Source organism: Curtobacterium sp. 179-B 9B NHS (assembly GCF_045370965.1).
Taxonomy (GTDB): domain Bacteria; phylum Actinomycetota; class Actinomycetes; order Actinomycetales; family Microbacteriaceae; genus Curtobacterium.
Genome location: NZ_JBIQDQ010000013.1, coordinates 1 through 26,017 on the forward strand (window position 1 = coordinate 1; position 26,017 = coordinate 26,017).

19 protein-coding genes are annotated in these 26,017 nt (G+C 73.1%); 14 read left to right on the top strand and 5 right to left on the bottom strand.

Annotated elements, in window-relative coordinates; genetic code table 11:
• Positions 1–31: 31 nt before the first annotated feature.
• Complete coding sequence (locus ACH0A8_RS11575) at positions 32–892, bottom strand: NAD(P)H-hydrate dehydratase (RefSeq protein ID WP_406907245.1); 861 nt, start codon at positions 890–892, stop codon at positions 32–34.
• A gap of 24 nt (positions 893–916) precedes the next feature.
• On the opposite strand from ACH0A8_RS11575, the gene ACH0A8_RS11580 reads away from it, so the two are divergent.
• The 4 genes from ACH0A8_RS11580 (at position 917) to ACH0A8_RS11595 (ending at position 5,354) form a co-directional block, all read left to right on the top strand.
• Positions 917–1,555 carry an HAD family phosphatase gene (locus tag ACH0A8_RS11580; RefSeq protein WP_066654754.1) on the top strand — a complete coding sequence of 213 codons (639 nt, stop codon included), beginning with the start codon at positions 917–919 and terminating at the stop codon, positions 1,553–1,555.
• Positions 1,552–2,634 carry an NADH:flavin oxidoreductase/NADH oxidase gene (locus tag ACH0A8_RS11585; protein ID WP_066654756.1) on the top strand — a complete coding sequence of 361 codons (1,083 nt, stop codon included), beginning with the start codon at positions 1,552–1,554 and terminating at the stop codon, positions 2,632–2,634. Before ACH0A8_RS11580 ends, ACH0A8_RS11585 begins: the two co-directional genes overlap by 4 nt.
• Before the next feature lie 237 nt (positions 2,635–2,871).
• Positions 2,872–4,260, top strand: coding sequence for a hemolysin family protein (locus ACH0A8_RS11590; protein ID WP_066654758.1), 1,389 nt, complete (start codon positions 2,872–2,874; stop codon positions 4,258–4,260).
• A gap of 23 nt (positions 4,261–4,283) precedes the next feature.
• Complete coding sequence (locus ACH0A8_RS11595; protein ID WP_066658342.1) at positions 4,284–5,354, top strand: hemolysin family protein; 1,071 nt, start codon at positions 4,284–4,286, stop codon at positions 5,352–5,354.
• A gap of 181 nt (positions 5,355–5,535) precedes the next feature.
• Here the strand turns inward: ACH0A8_RS11595 and ACH0A8_RS11600 are convergent, their stop codons facing one another.
• Positions 5,536–6,975 (bottom strand): GuaB1 family IMP dehydrogenase-related protein, encoded by a 1,440-nt coding sequence (locus ACH0A8_RS11600; protein ID WP_209682282.1) that lies wholly within the window; start codon positions 6,973–6,975, stop codon positions 5,536–5,538.
• Positions 6,976–7,264: 289 nt separating this feature from the next.
• Between ACH0A8_RS11600 and ACH0A8_RS11605 the strand changes: the two genes are divergently transcribed.
• Positions 7,265–11,011 carry a multifunctional oxoglutarate decarboxylase/oxoglutarate dehydrogenase thiamine pyrophosphate-binding subunit/dihydrolipoyllysine-residue succinyltransferase subunit gene (locus ACH0A8_RS11605; protein ID WP_326496722.1) on the top strand — a complete coding sequence of 1,249 codons (3,747 nt, stop codon included), beginning with the start codon at positions 7,265–7,267 and terminating at the stop codon, positions 11,009–11,011.
• 165 nt (positions 11,012–11,176) lie between these two features.
• Here the strand turns inward: ACH0A8_RS11605 and ACH0A8_RS11610 are convergent, their stop codons facing one another.
• The 3 genes from ACH0A8_RS11610 to ACH0A8_RS11620 are packed head-to-tail and all read right to left on the bottom strand — an operon-like array spanning position 11,177 to position 12,685.
• Complete coding sequence (locus ACH0A8_RS11610; protein ID WP_066654762.1) at positions 11,177–11,617, bottom strand: GNAT family N-acetyltransferase; 441 nt, start codon at positions 11,615–11,617, stop codon at positions 11,177–11,179.
• 52 nt (positions 11,618–11,669) lie between these two features.
• Positions 11,670–11,912: a zf-HC2 domain-containing protein gene (locus ACH0A8_RS11615; RefSeq protein WP_066654764.1), complete on the bottom strand. Its 243-nt coding sequence runs from the start codon at positions 11,910–11,912 to the stop codon at positions 11,670–11,672.
• On the bottom strand, positions 11,909–12,685 hold the full coding sequence (locus tag ACH0A8_RS11620; protein WP_066658348.1) for a sigma-70 family RNA polymerase sigma factor: 777 nt from the start codon (positions 12,683–12,685) through the stop codon (positions 11,909–11,911). The genes ACH0A8_RS11615 and ACH0A8_RS11620 overlap by 4 nt, the downstream gene beginning before the upstream one ends.
• A 135-nt stretch (positions 12,686–12,820) precedes the next feature.
• Here ACH0A8_RS11620 and aroA point away from each other — a divergent pair, with 135 nt between their 5' ends.
• The 9 genes from aroA to ACH0A8_RS11665 all read left to right on the top strand — a co-directional run bounded on the left by aroA (position 12,821) and on the right by ACH0A8_RS11665 (position 26,016).
• Positions 12,821–14,209, top strand: a complete 1,389-nt coding sequence (aroA, locus tag ACH0A8_RS11625) for a 3-phosphoshikimate 1-carboxyvinyltransferase (RefSeq protein WP_406907246.1) — start codon at positions 12,821–12,823, stop codon at positions 14,207–14,209.
• Positions 14,206–15,264 carry a ribosome small subunit-dependent GTPase A gene (rsgA, locus tag ACH0A8_RS11630; RefSeq protein ID WP_406907247.1) on the top strand — a complete coding sequence of 353 codons (1,059 nt, stop codon included), beginning with the start codon at positions 14,206–14,208 and terminating at the stop codon, positions 15,262–15,264. The genes aroA and rsgA overlap by 4 nt, the downstream gene beginning before the upstream one ends.
• A 155-nt stretch (positions 15,265–15,419) precedes the next feature.
• A complete protein-coding gene (locus tag ACH0A8_RS11635) occupies positions 15,420–16,562 on the top strand; it encodes a hypothetical protein (RefSeq protein WP_406907248.1) in 1,143 nt (380 codons plus the stop codon).
• An 18-nt stretch (positions 16,563–16,580) separates the two neighbouring features.
• Entirely contained in the window at positions 16,581–17,366 is a 786-nt protein-coding gene (locus tag ACH0A8_RS11640) for an inositol monophosphatase family protein (RefSeq protein ID WP_209682271.1), read from the top strand.
• A gap of 526 nt (positions 17,367–17,892) precedes the next feature.
• Entirely contained in the window at positions 17,893–20,607 is a 2,715-nt protein-coding gene (locus ACH0A8_RS11645; RefSeq protein WP_406907249.1) for an AAA family ATPase, read from the top strand.
• A gap of 418 nt (positions 20,608–21,025) precedes the next feature.
• Positions 21,026–22,864 carry a glutamine--fructose-6-phosphate transaminase (isomerizing) gene (glmS, locus tag ACH0A8_RS11650; RefSeq protein ID WP_406907250.1) on the top strand — a complete coding sequence of 613 codons (1,839 nt, stop codon included), beginning with the start codon at positions 21,026–21,028 and terminating at the stop codon, positions 22,862–22,864.
• 167 nt (positions 22,865–23,031) lie between these two features.
• Positions 23,032–23,745, top strand: coding sequence for a M50 family metallopeptidase (locus tag ACH0A8_RS11655; RefSeq protein WP_406907251.1), 714 nt, complete (start codon positions 23,032–23,034; stop codon positions 23,743–23,745).
• Between the two features lie 195 nt (positions 23,746–23,940).
• Positions 23,941–24,537 carry an NUDIX hydrolase gene (locus ACH0A8_RS11660; protein WP_209682260.1) on the top strand — a complete coding sequence of 199 codons (597 nt, stop codon included), beginning with the start codon at positions 23,941–23,943 and terminating at the stop codon, positions 24,535–24,537.
• Between the two features lie 75 nt (positions 24,538–24,612).
• The gene (locus ACH0A8_RS11665; protein ID WP_406907252.1) at positions 24,613–26,016 is read left to right on the top strand and encodes an O-acetylhomoserine aminocarboxypropyltransferase/cysteine synthase family protein; all 1,404 of its coding nucleotides are present in this window, start codon (positions 24,613–24,615) and stop codon (positions 26,014–26,016) included.
• Position 26,017 lies beyond the last annotated feature (1 nt).

Genomic DNA, 26,017 nt, shown 5'->3' on the forward strand with positions numbered 1-26,017 from the left:
CCCGGCACCCGCGCCTGCCCGGCCGCGCGCCCTACCCCCGCGCGTCGCCGTCGACGACCAGGTCCCGGACCACGCCGCTCAGCTGCTCGATCAGCGCCGTCATCGTGAACGGACCTCCCCGGGACGCACGACGGGCGGCGATCCCGTGCACGACCGCGGCGGTCGCGGCCAGGTGCGCCAGGTCCGACGGGGACAGCGACGCACCGGACGCCTCCGCAGCGCCCTGCCGTGCGGCGACGAGCGCCCCGAGCACCCCGCCGAGCACGTCCCCCGCGCCGGCCGCCGCGAGCCACGGCGTGGCCGACGACGCCACGAGCCGGACCGACCCGTCCGGTGTCGCCACGTGCGTGTCCGAGCCCTTGAGGAGGACGACGCTGCCGGTCCGTTCCGCCGCGCGCACCGCAGCCGTCGCCGGATCACGCTCGACGGCCTCGCGTGAGGTCTCGAGCACCGGGGCGAGCTCCCCCGCGTGCGGCGTCAGCACCGCCAGCGGTCCGAGGTCGACCAGCGGGATCGCCCCGGCGTCGACGACCACCGGCACGCCGTCGTCCGAGGCGTTCCGGAACGCGTCGGCGGTGGACGGGTCGAGCTCGTCGAGCGAGTCCGCGGAGATCCCGGAGCCGACGAGCCACGCCTGCACGCGACCGACACCCGAGACGACCTCCGGACGGCGGGCGAGCACGTGGTCGGTGGCACGGTCCGGTCCGACGTAGCGGACCATCCCGACGCCGGTGTGCACCGCTGCGTCGACGCCCATCACCGCCGCCCCCGGGTACCGGTCGGAGCCGGTCGCGACGCCGAGCACACCCCGGCGGTACTTGGTCGACTCGCCGTGCGGAGCGGTGGTCCAGGCAGCGGCGTCGGTCGGGGCGAAGGGGGCGAAGTCGTTCACGACCGCCACGTTACGGTGGAGCGCATGAGCCTGTTCCTGCCCGGTCGCGTGGTGGTCTTCGACTACGGCGAGGTGATCAGCCGGACACCGCACGGCGCGTGGGACGCCCTCGTCGCGATGACCGGCGTACCCGCGGACGAGCTGCTGCCGGTGTACCAGGAGCTGCGACACGACCTCGACCGGGGCGACCTCACGGTGCTCGAGTACTGGCGCGCGATCGCGGCGCGGACCGGCCGGCGGTGGAGCCTCACCGAGATCCACCGCTTCTGGGCGGTCGACTTCACGGGCTGGTTCGAGGTGGACCCCGAGGCGCTGGCGATCGTCGAGGAGCTGCACGCCGCCGGGACCCGGCTCGCCCTGCTGTCCAACGCCGGGCGCGACTTCGGCGACCCGTACCGCTGGTCGCCGATGGGCTCGGTGTTCGAGACGGTCGTGGTCAGTGCCGAGGAGCACGTCCTCAAGCCGGACGCATCCGTCTACCGCACGACGTGCGAGCGCCTGGGAATCACGCCCGAGCAGATGGTGTTCGTCGACAACAGGGCCGAGAACGCCGCCGGTGCAGACGCGATCGGGGCGGTCGGCCACCACTTCACGTCGCCGGCCGGACTGCGGACCTTCCTGCAGGACCTGGCGGCACGGACCGACGAAGGAGCACCCGCGTGACGCACGCCCTGTTCGAACCGATCACCATCCGCGACCTGACCGTCCGCAACCGGCTCTGGGTCTCCCCGATGTGCCAGTACTCGGTCGAGCAGCAGGACGGCGTCCCGACCCCGTGGCACCTCGTGCACCTCGGCGGGTTCGCCAAGGGCGGCGCGGGCGCCGTCGTCGTCGAGGCCGCCGGCGTCGTGCCCGAGGGTCGGATCAGCCCGCAGGACGTCGGCCTGTGGAACGACGAGCAGCGCGACGCCTTCCGGCCGATCGTCGACTTCCTGCACGCGCAGGGCGCCGCCGCCGGCATCCAGCTCGCACACGCCGGGCGCAAGGCATCGACCCACCGCCCCTGGTCCGAGGCCTCGGGCAGCGTGCCGGAGGCCGAGGGCGGCTGGGCGACGGTCGCTCCGTCGGCCGTGGCCTTCGACGGCTACGCGGTGCCGCGCGAGCTCGAGACCGAGGACATCCGCGTCGTGGCGCTCGCGTTCGCGGCGGCCGCTCGCCGCGCGGTCGAGGCCGGCTTCGACCTGGTCGAGCTGCACGCGGCGCACGGGTACCTCCTCCACCAGTTCCTCTCGCCGCTGAGCAACCACCGCACCGACGCCTACGGCGGCTCGCTCGAGAACCGCGCCCGCGCCCTGCTCGAGACGATCGACGCCGTCCGCGCCGAGGTCGGCGAGGGCTTCCCCGTGGTCGTCCGCTTCTCGGCCACCGACTGGGTCGACGGCGGACTCACGGTGGAGGACACCGTGCAGGTCGCCAGCTGGGCTGCCGAGCACGGCGCCGACCTGGCCGACGTCTCCACCGGCGGCAACGTCGCGAAGGCCCCGATCCCGGTCGGGCCCGGCTACCAGGTGCCCTTCGCGGAGACGGTCAAGCGCGAGGCCGGCATCGGCACCATCGCCGTCGGCATGATCTCCACCGCCTTCCAGGCCGAGCAGGTCGTCGCCACCGGCCAGGCCGACGTCGTCATGGTCGGCCGCGAGTTCCTCCGCGACCCGTCCTTCGCCCTGCGCGCCGCCGCCGAGCTCGGCGTGGCGATCGACTACGAGCCGCAGCAGTACCACCGCGCGCGCGTCACGGCGTAGGCCGGCGCACCCAGCGCACCGCGCGCCTCACGACCGGTCACCGACACCGGCCGGGGGCGCGCGGCGTGCGGGCCGGGAGGCACGGCGCGCTCCCTGTACGTCCTCTCGGCTCCGACGCTGCGCACCCGCTACCATGACTCTCACTGTGGACGATCCTCCGAATTCCGTTTCGCCTTCCCACTCATCCGGCGCTCACTCGGTGAGCAGCCCCGCTTTCCGTGCGTCGGGAGGTGGAGAATGAGTCCCCTCGACATCGTCATGCTGGTCGGCGGCATCCTGCTGACCCTCGGTACCGGTGTCTTCGTCGCCTCGGAGTTCGCGCTCGTGAACCTCGACCGCGCCGAGGTCGAGGCACGGCGCGACCGCGGCGAGTCCGGCCTGGCGCCCGTCATCGCAGCGCTGAAGGTCACGTCGACGCACCTGTCGAGCGCGCAGCTCGGCATCACGCTGACGACCCTGCTGACCGGCTACCTGCTCGAACCCTCGATCGCGACGCTGCTCGAGGCGCCGTTCCTCGCGATGCAGCTGCCCGAGGCACTCGTCGAGACCGTCGGCTCGATCGTGGCGCTCGTCATCGCGACGCTGCTGTCGATGATCCTCGGCGAGCTCGTGCCGAAGAACTTCGCGCTCGCGCTGCCGCTCCAGACCGCGCGGCTCGTCGTGCCGCTGCAGGTCGCCTTCACCACCGTGTTCAAGCCCGCGGTCGCCCTGCTCAACGGCACCGCGAACGCCGTCCTCCGGTCGATGGGCATCGAGCCCCAGGAGGAACTGTCCGGTGCCCGCAGCGCCGAGGAGCTCAGCTCGCTCCTCCGCCGCTCGGCGTCGGAGGGCTCGCTCGAGCAGGACACCGCGACGCTGCTCCAGCGCACCATCGCGTTCTCCGAGCTCGACGCGAGCGACGTGATGACCCCGCGCCCGCGACTGTCGACCATCCGGGTCTCGGAGTCGGCGGACGACGTCATCGCGCTCGCGCGCCGCACCGGCTTCAGCCGCTTCCCCGTGATCGAGGAGGACGCGGACGACGTCGTCGGCATCGTGCACGTGAAGCAGGCCGTCGCGGTCCCGCGCGAGAAGCGCCCCGAGGTGCCGGTCGGCGCCCTGATGACCGAGGCCGAGCGCGTCCCCGAGACCATGCCCGGCGACACCCTGCTCGCCGAGGTCCGGAGCCGCGGCTACCAGATGGTGATCGTCGTCGACGAGTACGGCGGCACCGCCGGTGTCGTCACGCTCGAGGACCTCGTCGAGGAGATCGTCGGCGAGGTGTCCGACGAGCACGACCGCGCACGCATCGACGTCGTGCGCTCCCGGAACTGGTTGACCTTCCCCGGACTCCTGCGTCCCGACGAGCTCGAGGACCGTGCCGGCGTGACGGTCCCCGAGGACGGTCCGTACGAGACCGTGGGCGGGTTCATCATGTCCTCCCTCGGACGCCTGCCCGCCGTCGGTGACGAGGTCGCGCTCGACGACGGCGTCTTCCGCGTCGAGCGGTTGGACGGTCGCCGTGTCGACCGCGTCCGCTGGACCCCGACGCACCCCGATCCCGTCCCGACCACCGGCAGCACCGCGACCGCGCAGCGCCCGGCCACCGGGATCATCATCCCCGCCACGAAGGAGGGCTCCCGATGAGCGCCGCGTCCGTCCACGACGGCATGGTCGTCCTCGCCGCCGGTGAGTCCGCGTCGAGCGGCTCCGACTGGTGGGGCATCTTCTGGCTCGTCGTCCTGCTGCTCGGCAACGCCTACTTCGTCGCCGCCGAGTTCGCCGTGATCTCCGCCCGCCGCTCGCAGATCGAGCCGCGCGCCGAGGCCGGGTCGAAGGCCGCCCAGACGACGCTCGCCGCGATGGAGCACGCCACGCGCATGCTCGCCACCACGCAGCTCGGCATCACGGTCTGCTCGCTCCTCATCCTCAACGTGTCCGAGCCGGCCATCCACCACCTGCTCGAGGTCCCGCTCGGACTGACCGGCTGGAGCGTCGAGGTGATCGGCACCGTGGCGTTCGTCTTCACGCTGCTGCTCGTGTCCTTCCTGCACGTCGTGTTCGGCGAGATGGTGCCGAAGAACATCTCGTTCTCGATGCCCGACCGGGCCGCACTGCTGCTCGTCCCGACGCTCTGGTACATCGGCCACGCCCTGCACTGGGTGATCGTCGGCCTGAACGAGACCGCGAACGCCGTGCTCCGTCTGTTCAAGGTCGAGCCGAAGGACGAGGCCGTCAGCGCGTTCACCGTGGAGGAGGTCCAGACGATCGTCGAGCAGTCCCGCCGCGAGGGCACCCTGACGGACGACGGCAAGCTCGCGATGGCGTTCGAGTTCACGGAGAAGAAGGTCAAGGACGTCGCGGTGCCGATGTCCGACCTGGTCACCCTCCCCGAGGACGCCACGCCCGAGGACGTCGAGCGCGCGGTCGCCCAGCGCGGCTTCTCGCGGTACGTGCTCGTCGGCGACGACGGCGACCCGACGGGCTACGTGCACGTCAAGGACGTCATCGACCTGCGTCCGGACGAGTTCGACGTGCCGGTGCCCCCGAAGCGGATCCGGCAGCTCATCTCCCTGTACACGGACATGGACCTCGAGGACGCCCTCGCGACCATGCGTGCGGCGGGCCGTCACGTGGCGCGGGCGTTCGACGCCGAGGGGCGCACGATCGGCGTGCTGTTCCTCGAGGACATCCTCGAGGAACTGGTGGGCACCGTCGAGGACGCGACCCGGCGGCGCTGACCGCGACCGGACGACGGACGGGAGGCGCGGTGCCAGCTGGCACCGCGCCTCCCGTCCGTCTGTCGGTCCTGGTCGAGACTCGGCCAGGCGGACACGTTCGGGGCGGTGGGACCGCGAAACTGTCCATGGAACCGAGACTCGGGCGCCGACGGCGGCCCGCCGACGGCCGCGCCCCGCGCCGCTACCAGCTCACGGGGAGCGGCTTGCCCTCCTCGTAGCCGGCGGCCGACTGGATGCCGACGAGCGCCCGCTCGGCGAACTCGGTCAGCGAGGACGCCCCTGCGTACGTCGCCGAGCTGCGGATGCCGGTGGTGATCATGTCGAGCAGGTCCTCGACGCTCGGCCGCTCCGGGTCGAGGTAGATCGTCGACGACGAGATGCCCTCGGCGAAGAGCGCCTTGCGGGCCCGCTCGTACGGGTCGAGGCGCTCGAAGCGCTCCCGCACGGCCTTCGCCGACGCCATGCCCCAGCTCTCCTTGTAGGCCTTGCCCGCGGCGTCGCGACGGAGCACGCCCGGCGCCTCGAGCGTGCCGGCGAACCACGAACCGATCATGACGGCGGAGGCTCCGGCGGCCAACGCGAGTGCCACGTCGCGCGGGTAGCGGACGCCGCCGTCGGCCCAGACGTGTGCGCCGAGCGACCGGGCGGCCGCGGCGGTCTCGAGCACGGCGGAGAACTGCGGGCGACCGACGGCCGTCATCATGCGCGTGGTGCACATCGCGCCCGGTCCGACGCCGACCTTGATGATCGTCGCACCGGCGTCGACGAGGTGCGCGACTGCGTCGGCGGTGACGACGTTGCCGGCGACGATCGGCAGGCCGAGACCCAGCGCCGAGACCGTGCGGAGCGCGCGGAGCATGCCCTCCTGGTGGCCGTGCGCGGTGTCGAGCACGAGCACGTCGACCCCGGCGGCGGCCAGGGCCTTCGCCTTCGCGGCGACGTCGCCGTTGATGCCGACCGCGGCGGCGACCCGCAGGCGACCGTCCCCGTCGACGGCGGGCGTGTAGATGTCGGAGCGGATCGCGCTGGTCTGGCTCGTGGTGCCGACGACCCTGCCGTGCCGGACCACGGGCGCGAAGTCGACCTCGGCGGCGGAGAGCACGTCGTACACGTGCCGCGGGGTACCGGCGTCGTCGGCGTCGATGGCCGTCGAGGGTCCGTGCAGCAGGTCACCGATCGTCGCGTCCGCACCCGCGGTGCCGAGCCGGGCGGCGGGCACGCAGCCGAGGTACTCCCCCGCCCCGTCGCGGACCACGACCCCGCGACCTGCCACCGGCAGCAGCTGCTCGAGCGCCTCGGCGACGGTGGTGTCGGCGCGCATGTCGTAGGCGGTGTCGAAGTCGACCGGCTGCGCCTTGACCCAGCGGATCGCGGCGTCGAGGTCCTGCAGGTGCATGTCCTGCGGCAGCACACCGAGCCCACCGCGGCGGGCGAGGGTCGCGGCGAGCCGCGGGCCGGTCACCGAGTTCATGTTCGCGCTGACGATCGGGATCGTGGCGCCCGTGCCGTCGTTCGTGGCGAGGTCCACGTCGAAGCGGCTCGTCACCCCGGACCGACTCGGCACGAGGAAGACGTCGGAGTAGGTCAGGTCGTGCGTCGGCCGCGTCTCGTAGAACCTCATGGGTGCCACTGTACGGCTCCGCAGCCGCGCGGACACGCGTGCGGGAGGTCTCCCCGGCGCACCGTCGACGCCGGAGCAGGACCCCTGCTGCGCGACACCCGTCGTCGGGTCCACCGGTCCGGCGGGCGGCCCCCGTCCCGACACGCGCGAGCACGGCCGGGAGGCGCGGCGCGCGTCCGACGGTCACCGAACGGTCGGCGCGGAACGGCTAGGCTGGCGGCCAGTGCGGAGCAGGGTTGCCCCGCACGACACACACGAGCATCTATCGACGGAGAGTGGGCGATCGGCTGTGTCGAGCCATCTGACGGGTACGGACGAGACCGCGGGCGAATTCGGGGCGAACGAGTGGCTGGTCGACGAGCTCTACGAGCAGTTCGTCGCCGACAAGGAGTCCGTCGACAAGTCGTGGTGGCCCGTGCTCGAGAGCTACCACCGCTCGCAGACCGGGGGCGACTCCGCCGCCGGCTCGGCGCCCAGCGCACCCGCCCCCGCGCAGTCCTCGTCGCAGTCGACCACGCAGCAGCCCGCCACGGGTGACGCCCCGGGCGAGGCGAAGCCCGCCGGTCCGATCCAGGCGAAGACGACCTCGCGCCAGCCCACCCCGCAGCCGATCCCGGCCGAGGCCAACGACGAGGCCGACGACCACGAGGAGACCCACGAGGACGTGGCGACCCCGCTCCGGGGCATGGCGAAGACGCTGGCCTCGAACATGGACGCCTCGCTCACGGTCCCGACCGCGACCAGCGTCCGGACGATCCCGGCGAAGCTGATGATCGACAACCGCATCGTCGTCAACAACCACCTGCGCCGGGCCCGGGGCGGCAAGATCTCCTTCACCCACCTGATCGGGTGGGCGATGGTGCAGGCGCTGAAGGACTTCCCGAGCCAGAACGTGTTCTACGAGGAGCGCGACGGCAAGCCCTTCGTGGTGGAGCCCGCGCACGTGAACCTCGGCATCGCGATCGACGTCCCCAAGAAGGACGGCACCCGCTCGCTCCTCGTCCCGAGCATCAAGCGCGCCGAGACCCTGACCTTCGGCCAGTTCCTCGCCGCGTACGAGGACCTCGTCAAGCGCGCCCGCGACAACAAGCTCACGCCGGCCGACTTCCAGGGCACGACGATCTCGCTCACCAACCCGGGCGGCATCGGCACCGTGCACTCGGTCCCGCGCCTGACGAAGGGCCAGGGCTCGATCATCGGCGCCGGTGCGCTCGAGTACCCGGCGCAGTTCCAGGGCTCCGCGACGAAGACCCTGGTCGAGCTCGGCGTCGGCAAGACGATCACGCTGACGAGCACCTACGACCACCGGGTCATCCAGGGCGCCGGCTCGGGCGAGTACCTCAAGAAGGTGCACGAGCGACTCATCGGCGAGCACGGGTTCTACGAGGGCATCTTCTCGGCGCTGCGCATCCCCTACAAGCCCATCCAGTGGGCGAACGACATCAACGTCGACCTGGCCCACCGCGTCAACAAGACGTCGCGCGTGCAGGAGCTCATCAACAGCTTCCGCGTGCGCGGGCACCTGATGGCCGACATCGACCCGCTCGAGTACCGGCAGCGCACCCACCCCGACCTCGAGCTCGAGAACCACGGGCTGACGTTCTGGGACCTCGACCGCGAGTTCGTCACGGGCGGCCTCGCCGGCACCACGACGGCACCCCTGCGCGACGTGCTCGGCATCCTGCGCGACGCCTACTGCCGCACCGTCGGTGTCGAGTACATGCACATCCAGGACCCGGAACAGCGCCGCTGGGTGCAGGGCCACATCGAGGTGCCGTACTCGAAGCCGTCGAAGGACGAGCAGCTCCGCGTCCTCGGCAAGCTCAACGAGGCCGAGGCGTTCGAGACCTTCCTGCAGACGAAGTACGTCGGCCAGAAGCGCTTCTCGCTCGAGGGCGGCGAGTCGACCATCGCGTTCCTCGACACCCTCATCCAGCACGCGGCGGGCGCCGGCCTCGACGAGGTCGCCATCGGCATGGCCCACCGCGGCCGCCTCAACGTGCTGACGAACATCGCCGGCAAGACCTACGGGCAGATCTTCCGCGAGTTCGAGGGGTCGTCGCTCCCGGGTTCCGTGTCCGGTCAGGGCTCCGGCGACGTGAAGTACCACGTCGGCACCGAGGGCGTCTTCCGCGCGTCGGACGGCTCGAGCATCCCCGTCACGATCGCCGCGAACCCGTCACACCTCGAGGCCGTCGACGGCGTGCTCGAGGGCATCGTGCGCGCCAAGCAGGACCGCACCCCGCCCGGCACCTTCGGCGTGCTGCCGGTGCTCGTGCACGGCGACGCGGCCATGGCCGGCCAGGGCGTCGTCGTCGAGACGCTGCAGATGTCGCAGCTCCGCGGCTACCGCACGGGTGGCACGGTGCACCTCGTCATCAACAACCAGGTCGGGTTCACCACGCCCCCGGAGTCCGCGCGCAGCTCGGTGTACTCCACCGACGTGGCGAAGACGATCCAGGCGCCGATCTTCCACGTCAACGGGGACGACCCCGAGGCCGTGGCCCGCGTCGCCGAGCTCGCCTTCGCGTACCGCGAGGAGTTCCACCGTGACGTCGTGATCGACCTGGTCTGCTACCGCCGCCGCGGCCACAACGAGGGCGACGACCCCTCGATGACCCAGCCGCTCATGTACAACCTCATCGAGGCGAAGCGCTCCGTCCGCACCCTGTACACCGAGGCCCTCGTCGGTCGCGGCGACATCACGCAGGAGGAGTACGACGAGGCGCACCGCGACTTCCAGGACCGCCTCGAGCGCGCCTTCGCCGAGACCCACGAGGCGCAGACCGGCACGATGCCCGTCATCACGACGGACGACGACGGCGCCGTGGACGGTCTCGAGCGTCCGACGGCCCAGCGTGACGACGCCGAGGTCGAGGTGCACGAGACGGCGATCTCCGAGGAACTCGTCCGGGCCATCGGCGACGCGCACAGCAACCCGCCCGCCGGCTTCTCGATCCACCCGAAGCTGCAGCAGCTCCTCACCAAGCGCACCGAGATGACCCGCTCCGGCGGCATCGACTGGGCGATGGCGGAGCTCATGGCGATCGGGTCGGTGCTGGTCGAGGGCAAGCCCGTCCGGCTGGCCGGCCAGGACGCCCGACGCGGCACCTTCGTGCAGCGCCAGGCGGTCTTCCACGACCGGGTGAACGGGCAGGAGTGGCTGCCGCTCGCCAACGTCGCCGAGGACCAGGCCCGCCTGTACATCTACGACTCGCTGCTCAGCGAGTACGCGGCGATGGCGTTCGAGTACGGCTACTCGGTCGAACGTCCCGAGGCCCTCGTGCTGTGGGAGGCGCAGTTCGGCGACTTCGCGAACGGCGCGCAGACCGTCATCGACGAGTTCATCTCGTCCGCCGAGCAGAAGTGGGGACAGCGCTCCGGTCTGGTGCTCCTGCTCCCCCACGGCTACGAGGGCCAGGGGCCGGACCACTCCTCGGCGCGCATCGAGCGGTACCTGCAGCTCTGCGCCGAGGACAACATGATCGTCGCGCGTCCCTCGACGCCGGCGTCGTGGTTCCACCTGCTCCGTCGCCAGGCGTGGGAGCGCCCGCAGAAGCCGCTCGTCGTCTTCACGCCGAAGGCCATGCTCCGCCTCCGCCAGGCGACGAGCCCGGTCGAGGCCTTCACGAACGGCTCCTTCCACGAGGTGCTCGACGACGACCGCGTGACCGACAAGGCCACGGTGCGCCGCGTCGTGCTGCACTCCGGCAAGGTGCACCACGACCTCCGCGCCGAGCTCGACAAGTCCGGCGCGACCGACGTCGCCCTCGTCCGGTTGGAGCAGCTCGCGCCGCTCCCCCTCGACGAGCTGCTCCGGGTGCTCGCGGGCTACCCGCAGGCCGAGGTCGTCTGGGCACAGGAGGAGCCGGAGAACCAGGGCGCCTGGCCGTTCGTGTGCATGAACCTGTCGCCGCACCTCGACGGCCGTCCGCTCTCCGTGGCCTCGCGCCCGGCGAGTGCCGCACCGGCGACGGGGTCGTCGAAGCGCTCCGCGGGTGAGGCCGCCGACGTCGTCCGGAAGGCGCTCGGCTGACCCGCCGCGCCCCCTGACGAACGATGCGCCCCGTGGAGACGGGGCGCATCGTTCGTCAGGGGGCGCATCTCCCGGGCACGCAGACGCACCGACGGCGGCGGCAGCAGCGGCAGCCGCACGCGGCACGCAGCAGCACCGACGTGCAGCGCCAGGGGCTGCCCGACGCTACTTCAGCTTCGTGTAGCGGACCCCGGCCTCGTGGTACCCGCGCTTCTGGTAGAACCGGTGCGCGCTGTCCGTGGCGGCGGCGGACACGGCGCTCAGCCGGTGCGCCCCCTGCTCACTCGCCCACGTCTCGAACGTGTCGATGAGCGCGGAACCGGTCCCGAGCCTCCGGGCCGACGGGTCGACCACCAGCAGCAGGAGCTGCGCGGTGGGCTCGTCGCTCGCGTACGACCACGTGACCTGCGCACCCGCCACGGCGACCGCTCGGCCGTCGTCGCCACGGACCAGCCACGTGCGGTGTCCGGCCTCGGGCACGAGCCGTTCCAGCCGTGCGCGCATCGCGGACTCGTCGACGACGTGCCCGAGCAGACGGACGAGGGCGGTGACGTCGGCGACGTCCGTGTCGGACCAGGTGGTGATCGACTCGGCGGTGAGGGTCATGGGGCGACCCTACCCAGCGCCGGCGACGTGTGACGACCGCGGACGGTCGCGCCTAGTGCGTCGCCTGCTCCACGCGGATGCGCGCGAGGATCTCGGTCCGGAGCTGGTCCGGCGCGGTCTCGGCGCAGGCGCGCTTCACCGTCTCCATGAGGACGACGCCCACGCGGTGCTCGCTCGTGCAGTCCTCGCAGGACTCCATGTGCTCGCGGATGTCCGCGGCGTCCTCGCGGCAGAGCTCGTCGTGCAGGAACTCCTCGAGCTCGGCCTTGGCCTTCGAGCAGTCGCAGCCGCTCATCGTGCGTCCTTCCCGTCGGTGCGACCAGCGGCCGCAGTCGTCTTCCGGCCCCGCCCGCGCATCGTCGCCGTCGACGCTGCGTCCGGGACGATGCCGGTCTCGCGTGCGTGGTCCGCCAGGAGCCCGCGGAGGAGCCGGCGTCCACGGTGGAGACGGCTCATGACCGTCCCCACGGGGGTCTTCATGATGTCGGCGATCTCCTGGTAGGAGAAGCCCTCGACGTCCGCGAAGTACACGGCCATCCGGAAGTCCTCGGGGATCGACTGGAGCGCGTCCTTCACGGCGGAGGACGGCAGGTGGTCGATCGCGTCGGCCTCGGCGGAACGCGCCGAGACGGACTGCGTGACGCTCTCGGCGCCGCCGAGCTGCCAGTCCTCGAGCTCGTCGATCGTGCCCTGGTACGGGTTCCGCTGGTTCTTGCGGTACGTGTTGATGAACGTGTTCGTGAGGATCCGGTAGAGCCACGCCTTGAGGTTCGTGCCCTGACGGAACTGCCGGAACGCCGCGTACGCCTTGACGAAGGTCTCCTGCACCAGGTCCGACGCGTCGGCCGGGTTGCGGGTCATCCGCATCGCGGCGCCGTAGAGCTGGTCCATGAACGGGAGCGCCTGGTCCTCGAACAGGGAGCGCAGTTCGGCCTCGGACACGGTCTTCTCGTCCGCCGGTTCGGCCTCGGGCTCGAGGGCGTCCGCTTCCTCGGACACCGCGTCGAGCTGCGCCTCGGTCTCCTCGACCAGGTCGTGCGGTGCTGCCTGCGGTTCGTCGGTCGTCATCACGGACGAGTCTAGGCCGAGCCCGCCGAGCGAGCCGTCGATCGTCGTCCGCACGGTCGGCAGTGCCGTCCGTGCGCGTTCGAGTGTCGCTGTCGCCAATGGTCCTCCCGCGGTGTTCAGTACCCTGGTGAACCGATGGCCCAGTCGACGCATTCCCAGCAGCCCGATCCCTGGATCGCACCCCTCGCCCGCGGACCCCTGCGCGGCGACGTCGCCCTGCCCGGCTCGAAGTCGCTGACGAACCGGGAGCTGGTCCTCGCGGCGCTGGCCGACGGCCCCTCGACCATCCGGCTCCCCCTGCACTCGCGCGACTCCGCCCTGATGGTCGCCGCGCTCCGGCAGCTCGGCGTCGGGATCGACGAGGTCGTCCCCGCGGACGGCACGGCTCCGAACCCGTACGGGCCGGACCTCCGGATCACACCCGCGCCGATGCACGGCGACGTCGCCGTCGACTGCGGGCTGGCCGGCACCGTGATGCGCTTCCTGCCGCCGCTCGCCGCGCTGGCGACCGGCCCCGTGACGGTCGACGGCGACCCGTACGCGCGGAAGCGACCGATGGGCGCGATCATCCGCGCCCTCGCCGACCTCGGGGTCGACGTGACGGACGACGGCGACGGCGCGATGCCCTTCTCCTTCACCGGCACCGGATCGGTCCGCGGGGGCCGTCTCGAGATCGACGCGTCGGCGTCGTCGCAGTTCGTGTCCGGGCTGCTGCTGTCGGCGCCCCGCTTCGACGAGGGCCTGCACCTCACCCACGTCGGCGAGCGGCTGCCGAGCCTGCCGCACATCGACATGACCGTCGCGGCGCTCCGCGCTCGCGGTGTCCGCGTGGACCAGCCGACCGTCGGCGAGTGGGTGGTGCACCCGGGCCCGATCGCGGCGCGCGACGTCGTCATCGAGCCCGACCTGTCGAACGCCGCACCGTTCGCGGCGGCTGCGCTCGTCGCGGGCGGCACCGTCCGGATCCGTACCTGGCCGACCGACACCACGCAGGTCGGTGCCGACCTCGAGACGCTCCTGCCCCTGTGGGGCGCGACCGTCACGCGGGACGGCGACGACCTCGTCTTCGACGGCGGCGTCGGGGTGGCGGGTGGAGCCTCCCTGCCGGGTGTGACGCTCGACCTGTCCCGCGGCGGCGAACTCGCACCGGCGCTCGTCGCGCTGTCGGCCCTGGCCGACGGGCCGAGCGAGATCACCGGGATCGGCCACCTGCGTGGCCACGAGACGGACCGCCTCGCCGCGCTCGCGGCGGACGTGAACCGGTCGGGAGGCTCGGTGCAGGAACTCGACGACGGCCTGCGGATCGCGCCCGCCCGCCTCCACGGCGGTGGCTGGGCCGCGTACGACGACCACCGGATGGCAACCGCGGGCGCCCTCGTGGGCCTCGTCGTCGACGGCGTCGCCGTCGACGACGTCGGCTGCACGGCGAAGACGCTGCCGCAGTTCCCCGAGCTCTGGGCGGACCTGGTGGCGACCGGTGCGGACCAGGCTGCGGGCCACCGGGACGGGAGCGTGACGCCGTGAGCTGGTGGGACGACGTCGACAGGGACGACACCGACGAGGACGAGCCGTACGGACAGTACGAGTCGAAGGTGCGGATCCGGCCGAACCCGAAGGGCAACCGGCCCCGCACGAAGACCCGTCCGAACTACGACGACGCCCCGACCGGCTGGGTGACGAACGTCGACCGCGGGCGCTTCGGCGTGCTGGTGTCGGCCGGCCAGGACGACGAGCGGGTGATCACGGCGACGAAGGCCCGGGAGCTCGGCAAGAAGTCGGTCGTGACCGGCGACCACGTGTCGCTCGCCGGGGACGTCTCGGGCGACGCCGGTTCGCTCGCGCGGATCGTCAAGGTCGCCGAGCGGTCGACCCTGCTCCGACGGAGCGCGGACGACAGCGACGAGGTCGAGCGCGTGATCGTCGCGAACGCCGACCAGATGCTGATCGTCGTCGCGGCGGCGGACCCCGAGCCGCGCCCGCGACTCATCGACCGGTACCTCGTCGCGGCGTTCGACGCCGGCCTGGACCCCGTGCTCTGCATCACGAAGACCGACCTGGCCGACCCGGCACCGTTCCTGGCGCACTTCGCCTGCCTGGACCTCCGGATCGTCACGAGCCGGTCGGACGACGTGCCGTTCGACGCCCTGCACGAGGTGCTCGACGACACGGTGACCGTCACCGTCGGGCACTCCGGCGTCGGCAAGTCGACGCTCGTGAACGCCATCACCGGCTCGACCCGCGCGACCGGCGTGGTCAACGCGGTCACCGGTCGCGGGCGGCACACCTCGTCGTCCTCGATCGCGCTGCGCGTCCGTGACGGTGGGTGGATCATCGACACCCCCGGCGTGCGGTCGTTCGGGCTCGGGCACGTGCAGCCCGAGAACGTCTTCCGTGCCTTCGCGGCGCACGCCGTCCCGGTGCGCGAGCCCGCCGACGGCATCCCGCTCGCGCAGGCGCACGACTGGGAGATCGTCGACCGCGTGCACGACGGGGAGCTCGGGGCGACCGGCGTCGAGCGGCTCGACTCCTTCCGCGCCCTGCTCACCGGCATGGGTGCGGACGACCCCGGCGCGGACTGACCCGAGGCGGGGGTCGTCCCGCGCGTGGGGACCGTCCCGCGCGCGGCGGCCGTCCCGCGCGCGGGGACCGTCGCGCCCGTGGGGACCGACCGGGCGCGGGGGCCGTCGCGTGCGTGGGGACCGTCGCGTGCGGCGCGGGTGTACCGTTGCCCCTCGTGCCCGAAGTTGCAGAGAACAACACAGCCAGACCCGAACCGGTCCACCACGGTGACCACGCGGCGGAGCACCCGGCGCGAGCCGACCGCCCCACGGCGGCGATCGCGGCGGTCCTGCGCCCCGAGCACCTCGGACGGTCGCTGCGGTCCTTCGGGTCGCACATCCTCGTGCCGCTGTTCCTGGCGGTCGGGATGAGCCTCGCCTACCTCGGCGCGTTCCACGCTCCGACCCCGCACGAGCTCCCGGTCGGCATCGTCGGCCAGGGCCCGGAGGCCCAGGTGTTCGCCCAGACCGTCACCGACGGCTCCGACGGCCGGCTGGTCGCGCACGTCGTCGGCTCGACAGCCGAGGCCGAACGGCAGGTCCGGGACCGCGACCTCGCCGCCGTGTACGCCCCGGGGACGGACGGCGCCGTGCTCTACGTCTCCACGGCCGCGAGCGAGACCACCGCGACCGCAGCCCAGAAGGTCTTCCTGCCGATCGCGTACGAGCAGCACCTGCCGTTCACCGTGCACGACGTCGTGCCCACCGGTGACGAGGACCCGACCGGCCAGGGACTCTTCTTCCTGCTCGTCGGCCTGAGCGTCGGCGGGTACGCCTCGGCGATCGCCGTCGCCGCGGCGGCCGCGAAGCTCCGCGCGCTCTGGACGGTCGCCGTCGGCGCCGTCACCGCCGGGGTCGTCGCCGGCATCGGTGTCCTGGTCGCCGGACCGCTGTACGGCGTCATCCCGGACCACCGCTGGCAGGTCTTCCTGTTCGCGTGGCTCTACGACGCCGTCATCGTCGCCCTCGGCGTCGGGCTGCACCCGCTGCTCGGGCGGTGGACCACCCCGATCCTGACGATGCTCTTCGTGATGCTCAACTTCACGAGCTCCGGCGGGATCTTCCAGCCGTCGTTCCAGCCCGGCTTCTTCGCGGCGCTCAACACGTTCTGGAGCGGCGCGGCCTGGCTCGGCGCCGCGCAGGACCTCGTGTACTTCCCCGGAGCGTCGCTGACCCGGTCGGTGGTCGTGCTCGTGCTGTGGCTGGTCGTCGCGGTGCTGCTCGGTGTCCTCGTGCACGGGCTCGCCGCACGCCGGACCCGCATCGCCCGCGAGCGCGCGGTGTCGCGCTACGAGGAGGAGCAGGTCGTCGCGGCCTAGGGCGCTAGCCTGACCTCCGTGGACCTCAGCGCCGACCTGGACTTCGCCCGCTCCCTCGCCGACACCGCCGACGCGATCAGCCTCGAGCGGTTCCGCGCCGCCGACCTGCACGTCACGACGAAGGCCGACAGCACGCACGTCACGGACGCCGACCAGGCGGTCGAGCGTGCCCTGCGCGAGCGCCTGGCGGCCGAGCGCCCGGACGACGCGTTCCTGGGCGAGGAGACGACGGCGGACACCGGTGCCGACGCCCTGAGCGAGGGGCACCGGCAGTGGGTGGTCGACCCGATCGACGGCACCGCGAACTACCTGCGGGGCGTGCCGGTCTGGGCGACCCTCATCGCCCTCGCCGTCGACGGCCGCCCGGTGCTCGGCGTCGTCAGCGCCCCGGCGCTCGGCAAGCGCTGGTGGGCCGCGGAGGGGCTCGGCGCGCACTCGACCGACGGGCCCCTGCGGGTCTCCGGCGTCACGGCCCTGTCCGAGGCGAGCCTCAGCTACAACAGCATCCAGCAGTGGGACGAGGACGACCGGCTCGACGCCCTCGTCACCCTGTCCCGCAAGGTCTGGCGCACCCGGGCGTACGGCGACATGTGGTCGTACATGCTCGTCGCCGAGGGGGTCCTCGACGTCGCGGGCGAACCCGACCTCAAGCCGTGGGACATCGCGGCCCTCGTGCCGATCGTCGAGGAGGCGGGCGGCCGCTTCACCTCGCTCGACGGCGACCCTGGCCCGTGGCACGGCAGCGCCCTCGCCACGAACGGGCACGTGCACGACGCCGTCGTGGACGTCATCCGGCGTCCGTAGCCCCTGGTCGTCCCGACACGGGCGACACCGGGGCAGGGCGGGCGCTGCGCCGCGGTGTACCCCGCTTGTCCCCTGCGCGCGGCCCGGCCGACGGTGCCGGACCCCCGGACGGGGGCAGGGACCCCCCGGACTGGGGCCAGGCGAGTCGGACACTCTGCTGACGAGCACTTCGGTGGCGTCCGATGGGCGGGTTATCGTGCTCACGGCTGATCGGACGCACCGGGTTCCCTAGACCCGGACCGTGTCGGGTCCGTCGTCCATTACTCGTCCGAAAACCCTGACCCGAGGGGTGGTCCAGACGATGACTTCATCGTTCCCAGGCGGAACCGAGTGCACCCTCACTCGTCGTCCGCGTCATCTCACCGACAGCCCTGGTGTGCGCTCCGTCGCCGCCTCGCGTCCGTCCGTCGCCACGGTCCCTGCCCGTGACGCCGACCGGATCCCGTCCGTCGCCGTGGTCTCCCGCCGCGCTGCCGACCGGACGCCCACCGCAGTCTCCGTCCCCGGACCCGGAGGCCGGTGAGTCATGGCACTCACCGGTCGCCGTCTCGAGGTCGACCGGATCGCGACCCTCGCTGTACTCCCTCGTGAGTCCGCGATGGTCGTCGTCGGCGACCCTGGTTCCGGGCGCAGCAGCGTCCTCGACGCGGTCGCTGACCGCGTCTCCCTCCCCGTCGTGCGGGTCGGTGTCAACGGGAGCGAGTCCCGCTGGCCCCTGGCCGGCGTGACCTCCCTGTTCACCGCACTCGACGATCCCCGGGCGACCGCCCACATCGCGCACCTGCTGCAGGCCGGTGGCGCGACGAGCGGGCTCGCCGCCGCGCACGACTTCCTCGAGGCCGTGCAGACCCTGACCCTGCCGCCGACGGTCGTCCTGATCGACGACCTCGACCGGATGGACCGCGAGAGCCAGGAGCTCATCGCGTTCCTGGCAGGTCGGCTCGCCGGCACGGCACTGCGCCTGGTCGCCACGGTCCGGACCGTGCCGTCGGACGGTCCGCTCACGGCCCTCCCCGTGCTGCGGCTCGAACCGCTGGCCGCCGACGTGTCCCTCGCGCTGGCCCGGTCGATGGCACCGGAGGGCGCGAACGACGGCGTCCTCGCGATCCTCGCCGATGCGACGGGCGGCAACCCCGGCGCGCTCCGCGAGCAGTTCGACGTGCTCTCGACCGCCCAGCTGACCGGCACCGAGCCGCTCGTGCTGCCGTTGCGCCCGACCGCCACGACCGAGGCCATCGCGGCGCTGACCCTCGACGTGGTCGAGGGTGCCGCCGACACGGACACCGACGACGCGGGACGTGGTCTGGACGTCCTCGCCCGGCTGTCCCTCGTGCCGGTCGCCAGGACGACCGGATGGGACCGCGACGCCGTCGACGACCTCGCCGACGCCGGGCTCGTCGTCGTGCGCGGCCAGACCGTCACGGTCCGCGACCCGCTGCTGCGGTCAACCCTGTACTGGCGGATGTCCGCACGCACCCGGCGCACGCTGCACCGCGAGCTCGCCGCGGCGAGCGCCGAGGCGGACCCGCGCGCCGCCGCGTGGCACCGGAGCTTCGTCGACGACGTCCCCGACGTGGTCGCGCTGCTCGACGCCGCCGCGGGCTACGTCGCCGACGGGGCACCGCACGCCGCGGTCGCCCTGGCCGAGCGTGCCCTGCACGTCGGCTCGGGCGGTGAGGACGAGCGGACGGCACTGCTCGCCGTCACCGAGGCGCTGTTCGCACAGCGTCAGCTCGGGCTCGCCGCGCGCTACCTCACCGCGATGCGCCCGTTCCGGCGCGGGTCGGACGAGGTCCGGCGCCTGCGGGTCCTGTACTCCGTGCAGTACCTGCGCGGCGAGACCGTGCACGCGGACGAGCTCCTCGTGCCCGTGGACGCGGAGGCACCCGAAGCCCCCGCGACCGCCGGGCTCCTGGCGATGGTCGCGAGCTTCCGGGCGGAGACGTGGGACCTCGAGCAGGCCCGCGACCTGCTCGCCCGGGTCGAGCAGCTCGGTTCGGTGGTCACCCCGCACACCGCGGAGATCGCCGGCGCCGTGCAGTGCCTCGTCGCCGCGCTCGACGGTTCGCTGCCCGCCGACACGGAGCTCTACGACGGACTCTCGACGGCGCGGCTGATGGCGATGTCCGACCCGGCACTCCTGCTCGTGGCACACGCGCTGAGCCTCGCCGAGCGGTACCGGAGCGCACGTCGCGTCTTCGCGCTCGTCGTCGCCCGCGGGCAGGACACCGAGGCCGTGTGGGTCGAGGGAGCCCGCTACCTGTCCGCCGAGAACGAGCTGCGCTCCGGCAACTTCCGGCAGGCCCTCCGCGCGATCGACGCCTGGGAGGCCGGGAGCGCCCTGTCCGCGCAGCGGCTCCGCGAGCCGTCGCGGGCGGTCGCGGTCGCGTGGCGCCACTTCGCCGAGGGTCGTTCGCTCGAGGCGCTCGAGGTGGTGGACCGGTGCCTGGCGCTCCGCTCCACGGTGCTGCTCTGGGGCACCACGGCCCGGCTGCACGCACTCCGCGGGCGTGTGCTGCTGCTCGACGGTCGTGTCGACGAGGCGGTGACCGCCCTCGAGGCGGCGGACGCCGTCGGCCGGTCGCTGCGCAACCCGACCGTGCTGCGGCACCTCGGCGACCTGGTCGAGGGCTACGTGCGCCTCGGCCGGATCGACGACGCCCGGAACGCGACGGCCCGGCTCGCGGCCGACCACCACGCCCGGCCGTCCCGCTGGGGCGCGCTCGTGCTGGCCCGCAGCCTGGCGCTCGTCGCCGACGACGCCACCCGTGAGACGGCGCGTCGACGAGCCCTCGAGCTGTTCCAGCCGCACGACTCGCAGTACGAGCGCGCTCGCACCTTCGCCGCCCTGACGGCGGTGGGCACGGACGCCGAGCGGCCCCGCCTCGGCGCCGCCGCCGCGGCCGCGTACGAGGCGGCCGGTCTGCGACGACCGCTGGCGACGCCCGCGCCGACGGCGGTCATGCCGGCCTTCGGCGTGCCGACGTCGCTGCGGTCCGGACCGGTGCTGTCCGCCCCGGTCCCCGGGTCGCCGCGGAGCGCCCCGGACGCGTCCGTGGTGCTCACCCAGCTGACCGCGGAGGAGCGCGCCGTGGTGCAGAAGGTGACCGAGGGCTACCGCAACCGCGAGATCGCCTCGTCGCTGTTCATGTCCCAGCGCACCGTGGAGCTGCGCCTGACGCAGATCTACCGGAAGGTCGGTGCGCGCTCACGCTCGCACCTCGTCGCGCTGCTCACCTGATCGCGCGACCCGCGGACGCAGGGCGACCGCTCGACGGACGGGAGGCCCGGTACCAGCTGGTACCGGGCCTCCCGTCCGTCACGCCCGACGTCGGACCGCGAGCCGGCTTGCGGGAGTCCGCACCGACGACACGTCGGGTCGCACCGCTCGCGCGGTGAACCGCAAGAGCCGCTGCGCGGTGTTGTCCCGGCGGACCCGCCGGGCGAGGCTCGTGGTGCACCGACCGTCGTGCCCTTCCCGGAAGGGCCCGTCCGCGGATCACGACCGTCCGGTACCCGAACCGCCGACCCTCCCGGTCCGCCCCCGCCTGATCCGCGGGTGGACCGGCCGGGCGACGGACCCGGACCCGCGGCAGACCCGGCGGCGGTCGGTGCCGCTCCCCGGCACCGGGCCGGTCCACCACCCGAACGGACACCGTATGTGCGGCATCATCGCGGCGCGCGTCAGCGACGACGTGACCCCCTTCCTGCTCGACGGTCTCGAACGGCTGGAGTACCGGGGGTACGACTCCGTCGGCGTCGCGGTGCGGACCGCCGCCGGTCGGATCGCCACGGTCCGGTCGGTGTCCCGCGTCGCGGACCTGCGGGCGGACCTCGCTGCACGGGCGGCCGCAGTACCGGCCGAGGACGCCTCGACCGGGCTCGGGATCGGGCACACCCGCTGGGCGACCTGCGGGACGGTGCGCGAGGAGAACGCGCACCCGCACGCCGACTGCTCCGGCCGGATCAGCGTCGTGCACAACGGGACCGTCGAGAACGCGGGACGGTTGCGGGCGACGCTCGAGCAGCAGGGGCACGTGTTCCGATCCGAGGTCGACTCCGAGGTCATCGGGCACCTGGTCGAGCGTGCACTCCGCGTCGACCCCGACCTCGTGCTCGCGGTGCAGATCGCGACCGCGCAACTGCGGGGCTCCTGGGCGATCGTCGTGCTCGACGCCCGGGACGGCCGCATGGTCGCCGCCGCGAACCGGTCGCCCCTCGTCGTCGCACGCTCGGCACGGGGTGACTTCGTCGCGAGCGACGTCGGCACCATCGCCCGGTGGTGCGAGACCTTCGTGCCGCTCCGGGACGGCGACGTCGTCGAGCTCGGCGAGGCGTGGAGCTGGTCGTCGGAGGGCATCGCCGTGCCCGTGCCCTTCCCCACCCCGTCCCCGTTCGCCACGACCGCGCTCGACGTCGACCTCGGCGACCACCCGGACCACACGGCCAAGGAGATCGCCGAACAGCCCCGGGTCGTCGCCGACCTGCTCGAGCGCGTCCGGCAGCGCACGGCGGACGGCAGCACCTGGACGGGGCTCGGGCTGCCGGCGTTCGATCGGCTCGCCGTGGTGGCCTGCGGGACGTCGCTGCACGCCGGCCAGGTCGTCGCCGGCACCGCGCGCACCCTCGGCGGCGTGCCCACCGACATCGTCGTCGCGAGCGAGGTGGACCACGCCGTCCTCGGTCGCGACACCCTCGTCGTCGCCATCAGCCAGTCCGGGGAGACCGCGGACGTCCTCCGGGCGCTCGACCGGCTCGACGACCGGTACCCGGTCCTGGCGCTGACGGACGACGTGCACTCGTCCCTCGCCCGCCGAGCCGACGCGGTGCTCGCCTGCCACACCGGCCCCGAGGTCGGGCTCGCCGCGACGAAGACCTTCACGGCGCAGGTGGTCGTCGGCGTGACCGCGGTCCTGTCGGCACTGGTCGCCTCGGGCCGGCTCGAGCCGACCCGCGCCGCAGCCCTGGTCGACGAGCTCTCCGGACTGCCCGAGCGGATGGCGGCCGCCGCCGCGGTCGCAGCCGAGCGCATCCCGCTCCTGGCCGCGACGGTCCGTGACGCGCCCGGCTTCCTGTTCGTCGGCCGCGGGCCCGGGCTGCCCTACGCAGCCGAGGGTGCGCTGAAGGTGGAGGAGCTCGCCTACCGGTGGGCACGGTCCTGCCCCGTCGGTGAGCTCAAGCACGGTCCGCTCGCGCTCGTCGACGACGGCACCCCGGTCGTGGTGGTCGACCACGGGGACCCGCGCATCGCCTCCGCCGTCGCCGAGGTCCGGGCCCGCGGGGGCCTCGTCGTCACGATCGGCGGTGCGGGCTCCGACGTACCGGCGATCACCGACCGCGCGGAGGCCACCGACCTGGCCTGGGGACGGTCGCTCGCACCCTGGGGTCCGGTCGAGGCGGTCGTGCCCCTGCAGATGCTGGCGCGTGAACTCGCGCTGCAGCTCGGTTGCGCGGTGGACAAGCCCCGCGCCGCCGCGAGGTCGGTGACGGTCGAGTAGCCAGGCACGTGCAGCGCAACCGGGTGACGGTGTTCCTCGTCGTCCTGACCGGCCTCGCGGTCGTCGCGACGGTCGTCGTGGTGGTGCTCGTCGTCGTGGACGCCGTCCGCTGACCCGACGGCCCGCGCGGTCAGCGTCCTCTTGGTGGGTGCTGCCATCCTGGCGTCTTGACCGCAGCAGCCCCGCCCCTCGTGTTCGTCGCCGTCCTGGTCGGCGCCGTCCTGCCCGTCCTGCCCCTGGTCGGCCGGGTCGCCCGGATCGCGGCCACCATCGTGCACGAGGTCGGCCACTGCGTCGTCGTGGTGCCGTTCGGCGGACGCATCGACCGGATCGACCTGCACGCCGACGGCTCCGGCGAGGCCTGGGTCCGACTCGGGCGTGTGCCGGCGGCGATCCGCTGGCTGGTCCGGGTCCTCAACCTCTTCGCCGGGTACAGCGCGCCGCTCTGGGCCGGGGTGCTGCTCGTCTCCGGGGTGCTCCAGGGCTCGCGGTGGCTCCCCGTGGTGGTGCTCGCCGTCGTCGGCCTGGTGGCCCTGGCGTTCGTGCGGAACTGGTTCGGCCTGCTCGTCGTGCTCGGCTTCGACGCGCTCGCGCTGTGGGTGGCGGTCCGGCCGTCGGAGGCCACCGTGCTCGTCGTCGCCGCGGTCGGCACCGCGTTCGTGGTGGACGGTCTGCGGTCCCTCGTGCACGTCGCCCGCTGGCTGCTGACCGGCGCCCGGGTGCAGACGGACTTCCACATCGCCGCCGCCGAGATGCGGGTGCCGGCCGTGCTGTGGTTCGTGCTCTTCGTGGCGGTGAACGGGGTGGCGGTGTGGCTCGCCCGGGAGCCGCTCCTCGCCACGTGGGACACCGTCGCCGCCGGGGTCCGCGCGCTGTTCTGACCCGGGGCCGAGGCGTCGGCGGACCGGCGTCGGCAGCCCGGCCGCGCTCCTGCGACATCGCACGCGTCGATCGACCGGTGCGATGTCGAACGATGCACACGCACACGATGCCGGCGCACGAACCGACGTCCCACGCGTCGATCGACACGCGTCTCGTCGCGTACACGTACCCGTCCGCCGTGCCACGATCGTCGGATGCGCCCCGCCGATGCCCTCGCCGCGCTCACCGACGCGCCGTCGCCCGACCGCGAGCGGTTCGTCGGGTTCGTCCGCAGCACCGGGGACGCTGCACTCGACCGTTCCCTCGGCACGGAGCACCTGACGGCGTCGTGCTTCGTGTTCTCGCCCGACCGGTCCCGCGTCCTGCTCTGCCTGCACCGCAAGGGCCGGTTCTGGGTGCAGTTCGGCGGACACCTCGAGCCGCAGGACGCCGACCTGGCCGGGGCGGCTCGGCGCGAGGCCCGCGAGGAGTCCGGCATCGTCGGTCTCGAGCTCGACGACGGCGTCGTGGCCGACCTGGACCGCCACGACCTGCACGGCGGCTTCTCCTGCGCGGCGCACTGGGACGTCGGCTTCGTCGCCACGGCGGACCCATCCACCCGGACGACGGTGAGCCACGAGAGCGAGGACGTCCGGTGGTTCCCGGTCGACAGGCTCCCGGATCCGACCGCCCCGGGACTCCCCCGACGCCTCGCCGCACTGCTCGCCGGAGCAGACACAGACACAGACACAGACACAGACGCAGACGTGAGCACGGCCGCTCCCGCTCGGGGTGGCACCGCCGGCCCGTAACCCGACGCCGCAATGCCCCACCGGCCCGTCCGGCCTGCGAGAGTACCCGCACGACGGACACGCCAGGAGGACCCCATGTCGAACGACGGCCACGGCTTCGCCACCGAGCAGGTGCACGGCGGGTTCCTGCCCGACACCGCACACGGAGCGCGGGTCCCCGCGATCCACATGACCTCGGGCTTCCTCTTCGACGACTTCGAGCAGGCCCGCGAGCGCTTCGCCGGTGCCGACGACGGGTACACCTACACACGGCTGGGCAACCCGACGAACGCCGACGTCGAGCGCCGCGTCGCACTGCTCGAACGGAGCGCCGAGGCGATCCTCGTCGGCAGCGGCCAGGCGGCGGTGACGGTGGCGCTCCTCGGGCTCCTGCAGGCGGGCGACCACGTCGTGAGCGCCCGGAGCATCTACGAGGGCACGAAGGGCCTGCTCCTGCAGAACCTGGCGCGCCTCGGCATCGAGGTCGACTTCGTCGCGGACCAGCGCGACCTCGACGCGTGGGCCCGCGCGGTCCGACCGAACACGAAGCTCTTCTTCGCCGAGACGATCCCCAACCCGAAGAACGACGTCCTCGACATCGCCGGGGTCGCCGACACCGCACACCGGGCGGGTGTACCGCTCGTCGTGGACAACACCCTGGCGACGCCGTACCTGGTGCGCCCGGTCGAGCACGGCGCCGACGTCGTGGTGCACTCCGCGTCGAAGTTCCTCTCCGGGCACGGTGCCGGCCTCGGCGGGCTCGTCGTCGACGGCGGGACCTTCGACTGGGGCCGCACGCCGGAACGCTTCTCCCACCTCACGACGCCGGACCGCGCCCTCGGCGGGCAGAGCTACGTCGAGCGCCACGGCAGCCGGGCCTTCGCGGTGTACGCGCGTGACGTCGTCGCGTCACGGATCGGTCCGACGCCGTCGCCCTTCAACGCCTTCCTGCTGCGTCAGGGCATCGAGACGCTGTCGCTCCGCGTCGAGCGCCACGTCGCGAACGCGCTGGCCGTCGCGTCCTTCCTGGAGCGCCAGCCGGAGGTGACGAGCGTCGACCACGCGGGGCTCGCCTCCAGTCCGTACCACGACCTCGCCCAGCGCTACCTGCCCCGTGGGGCCGGCTCGGTCTTCGCCTTCACGCTCGCCGGTGGCGAGCCGGCCGCCCGCGCCTTCATCGACGCGGTGCAGCTCATCAGTCGGATGACCCACCTGGGTGACGTGCGCTCGCTCGTGCTGCACCCCGCGACCACCACGCACGCCGGCCGCACCGCGGCTGAGCGGGCCGAGCTCGGCATCGGCGACGGCCTGGTCCGGCTGTCCGTCGGCATCGAGGACGTCACCGACCTGCTCGCCGACGTGGAGCGCGGCCTCGCGGCGGTCCGTGCGGCCACCGGACGGGACGGCGACGGCCTGGAGGCCCGCCCCGCCCCCGCCACGGAGGTCGCGGCCCTCGCACGCGCCGTTGCGCAGGGCCACCTCGTCGCGCAGGAGGTCTGAC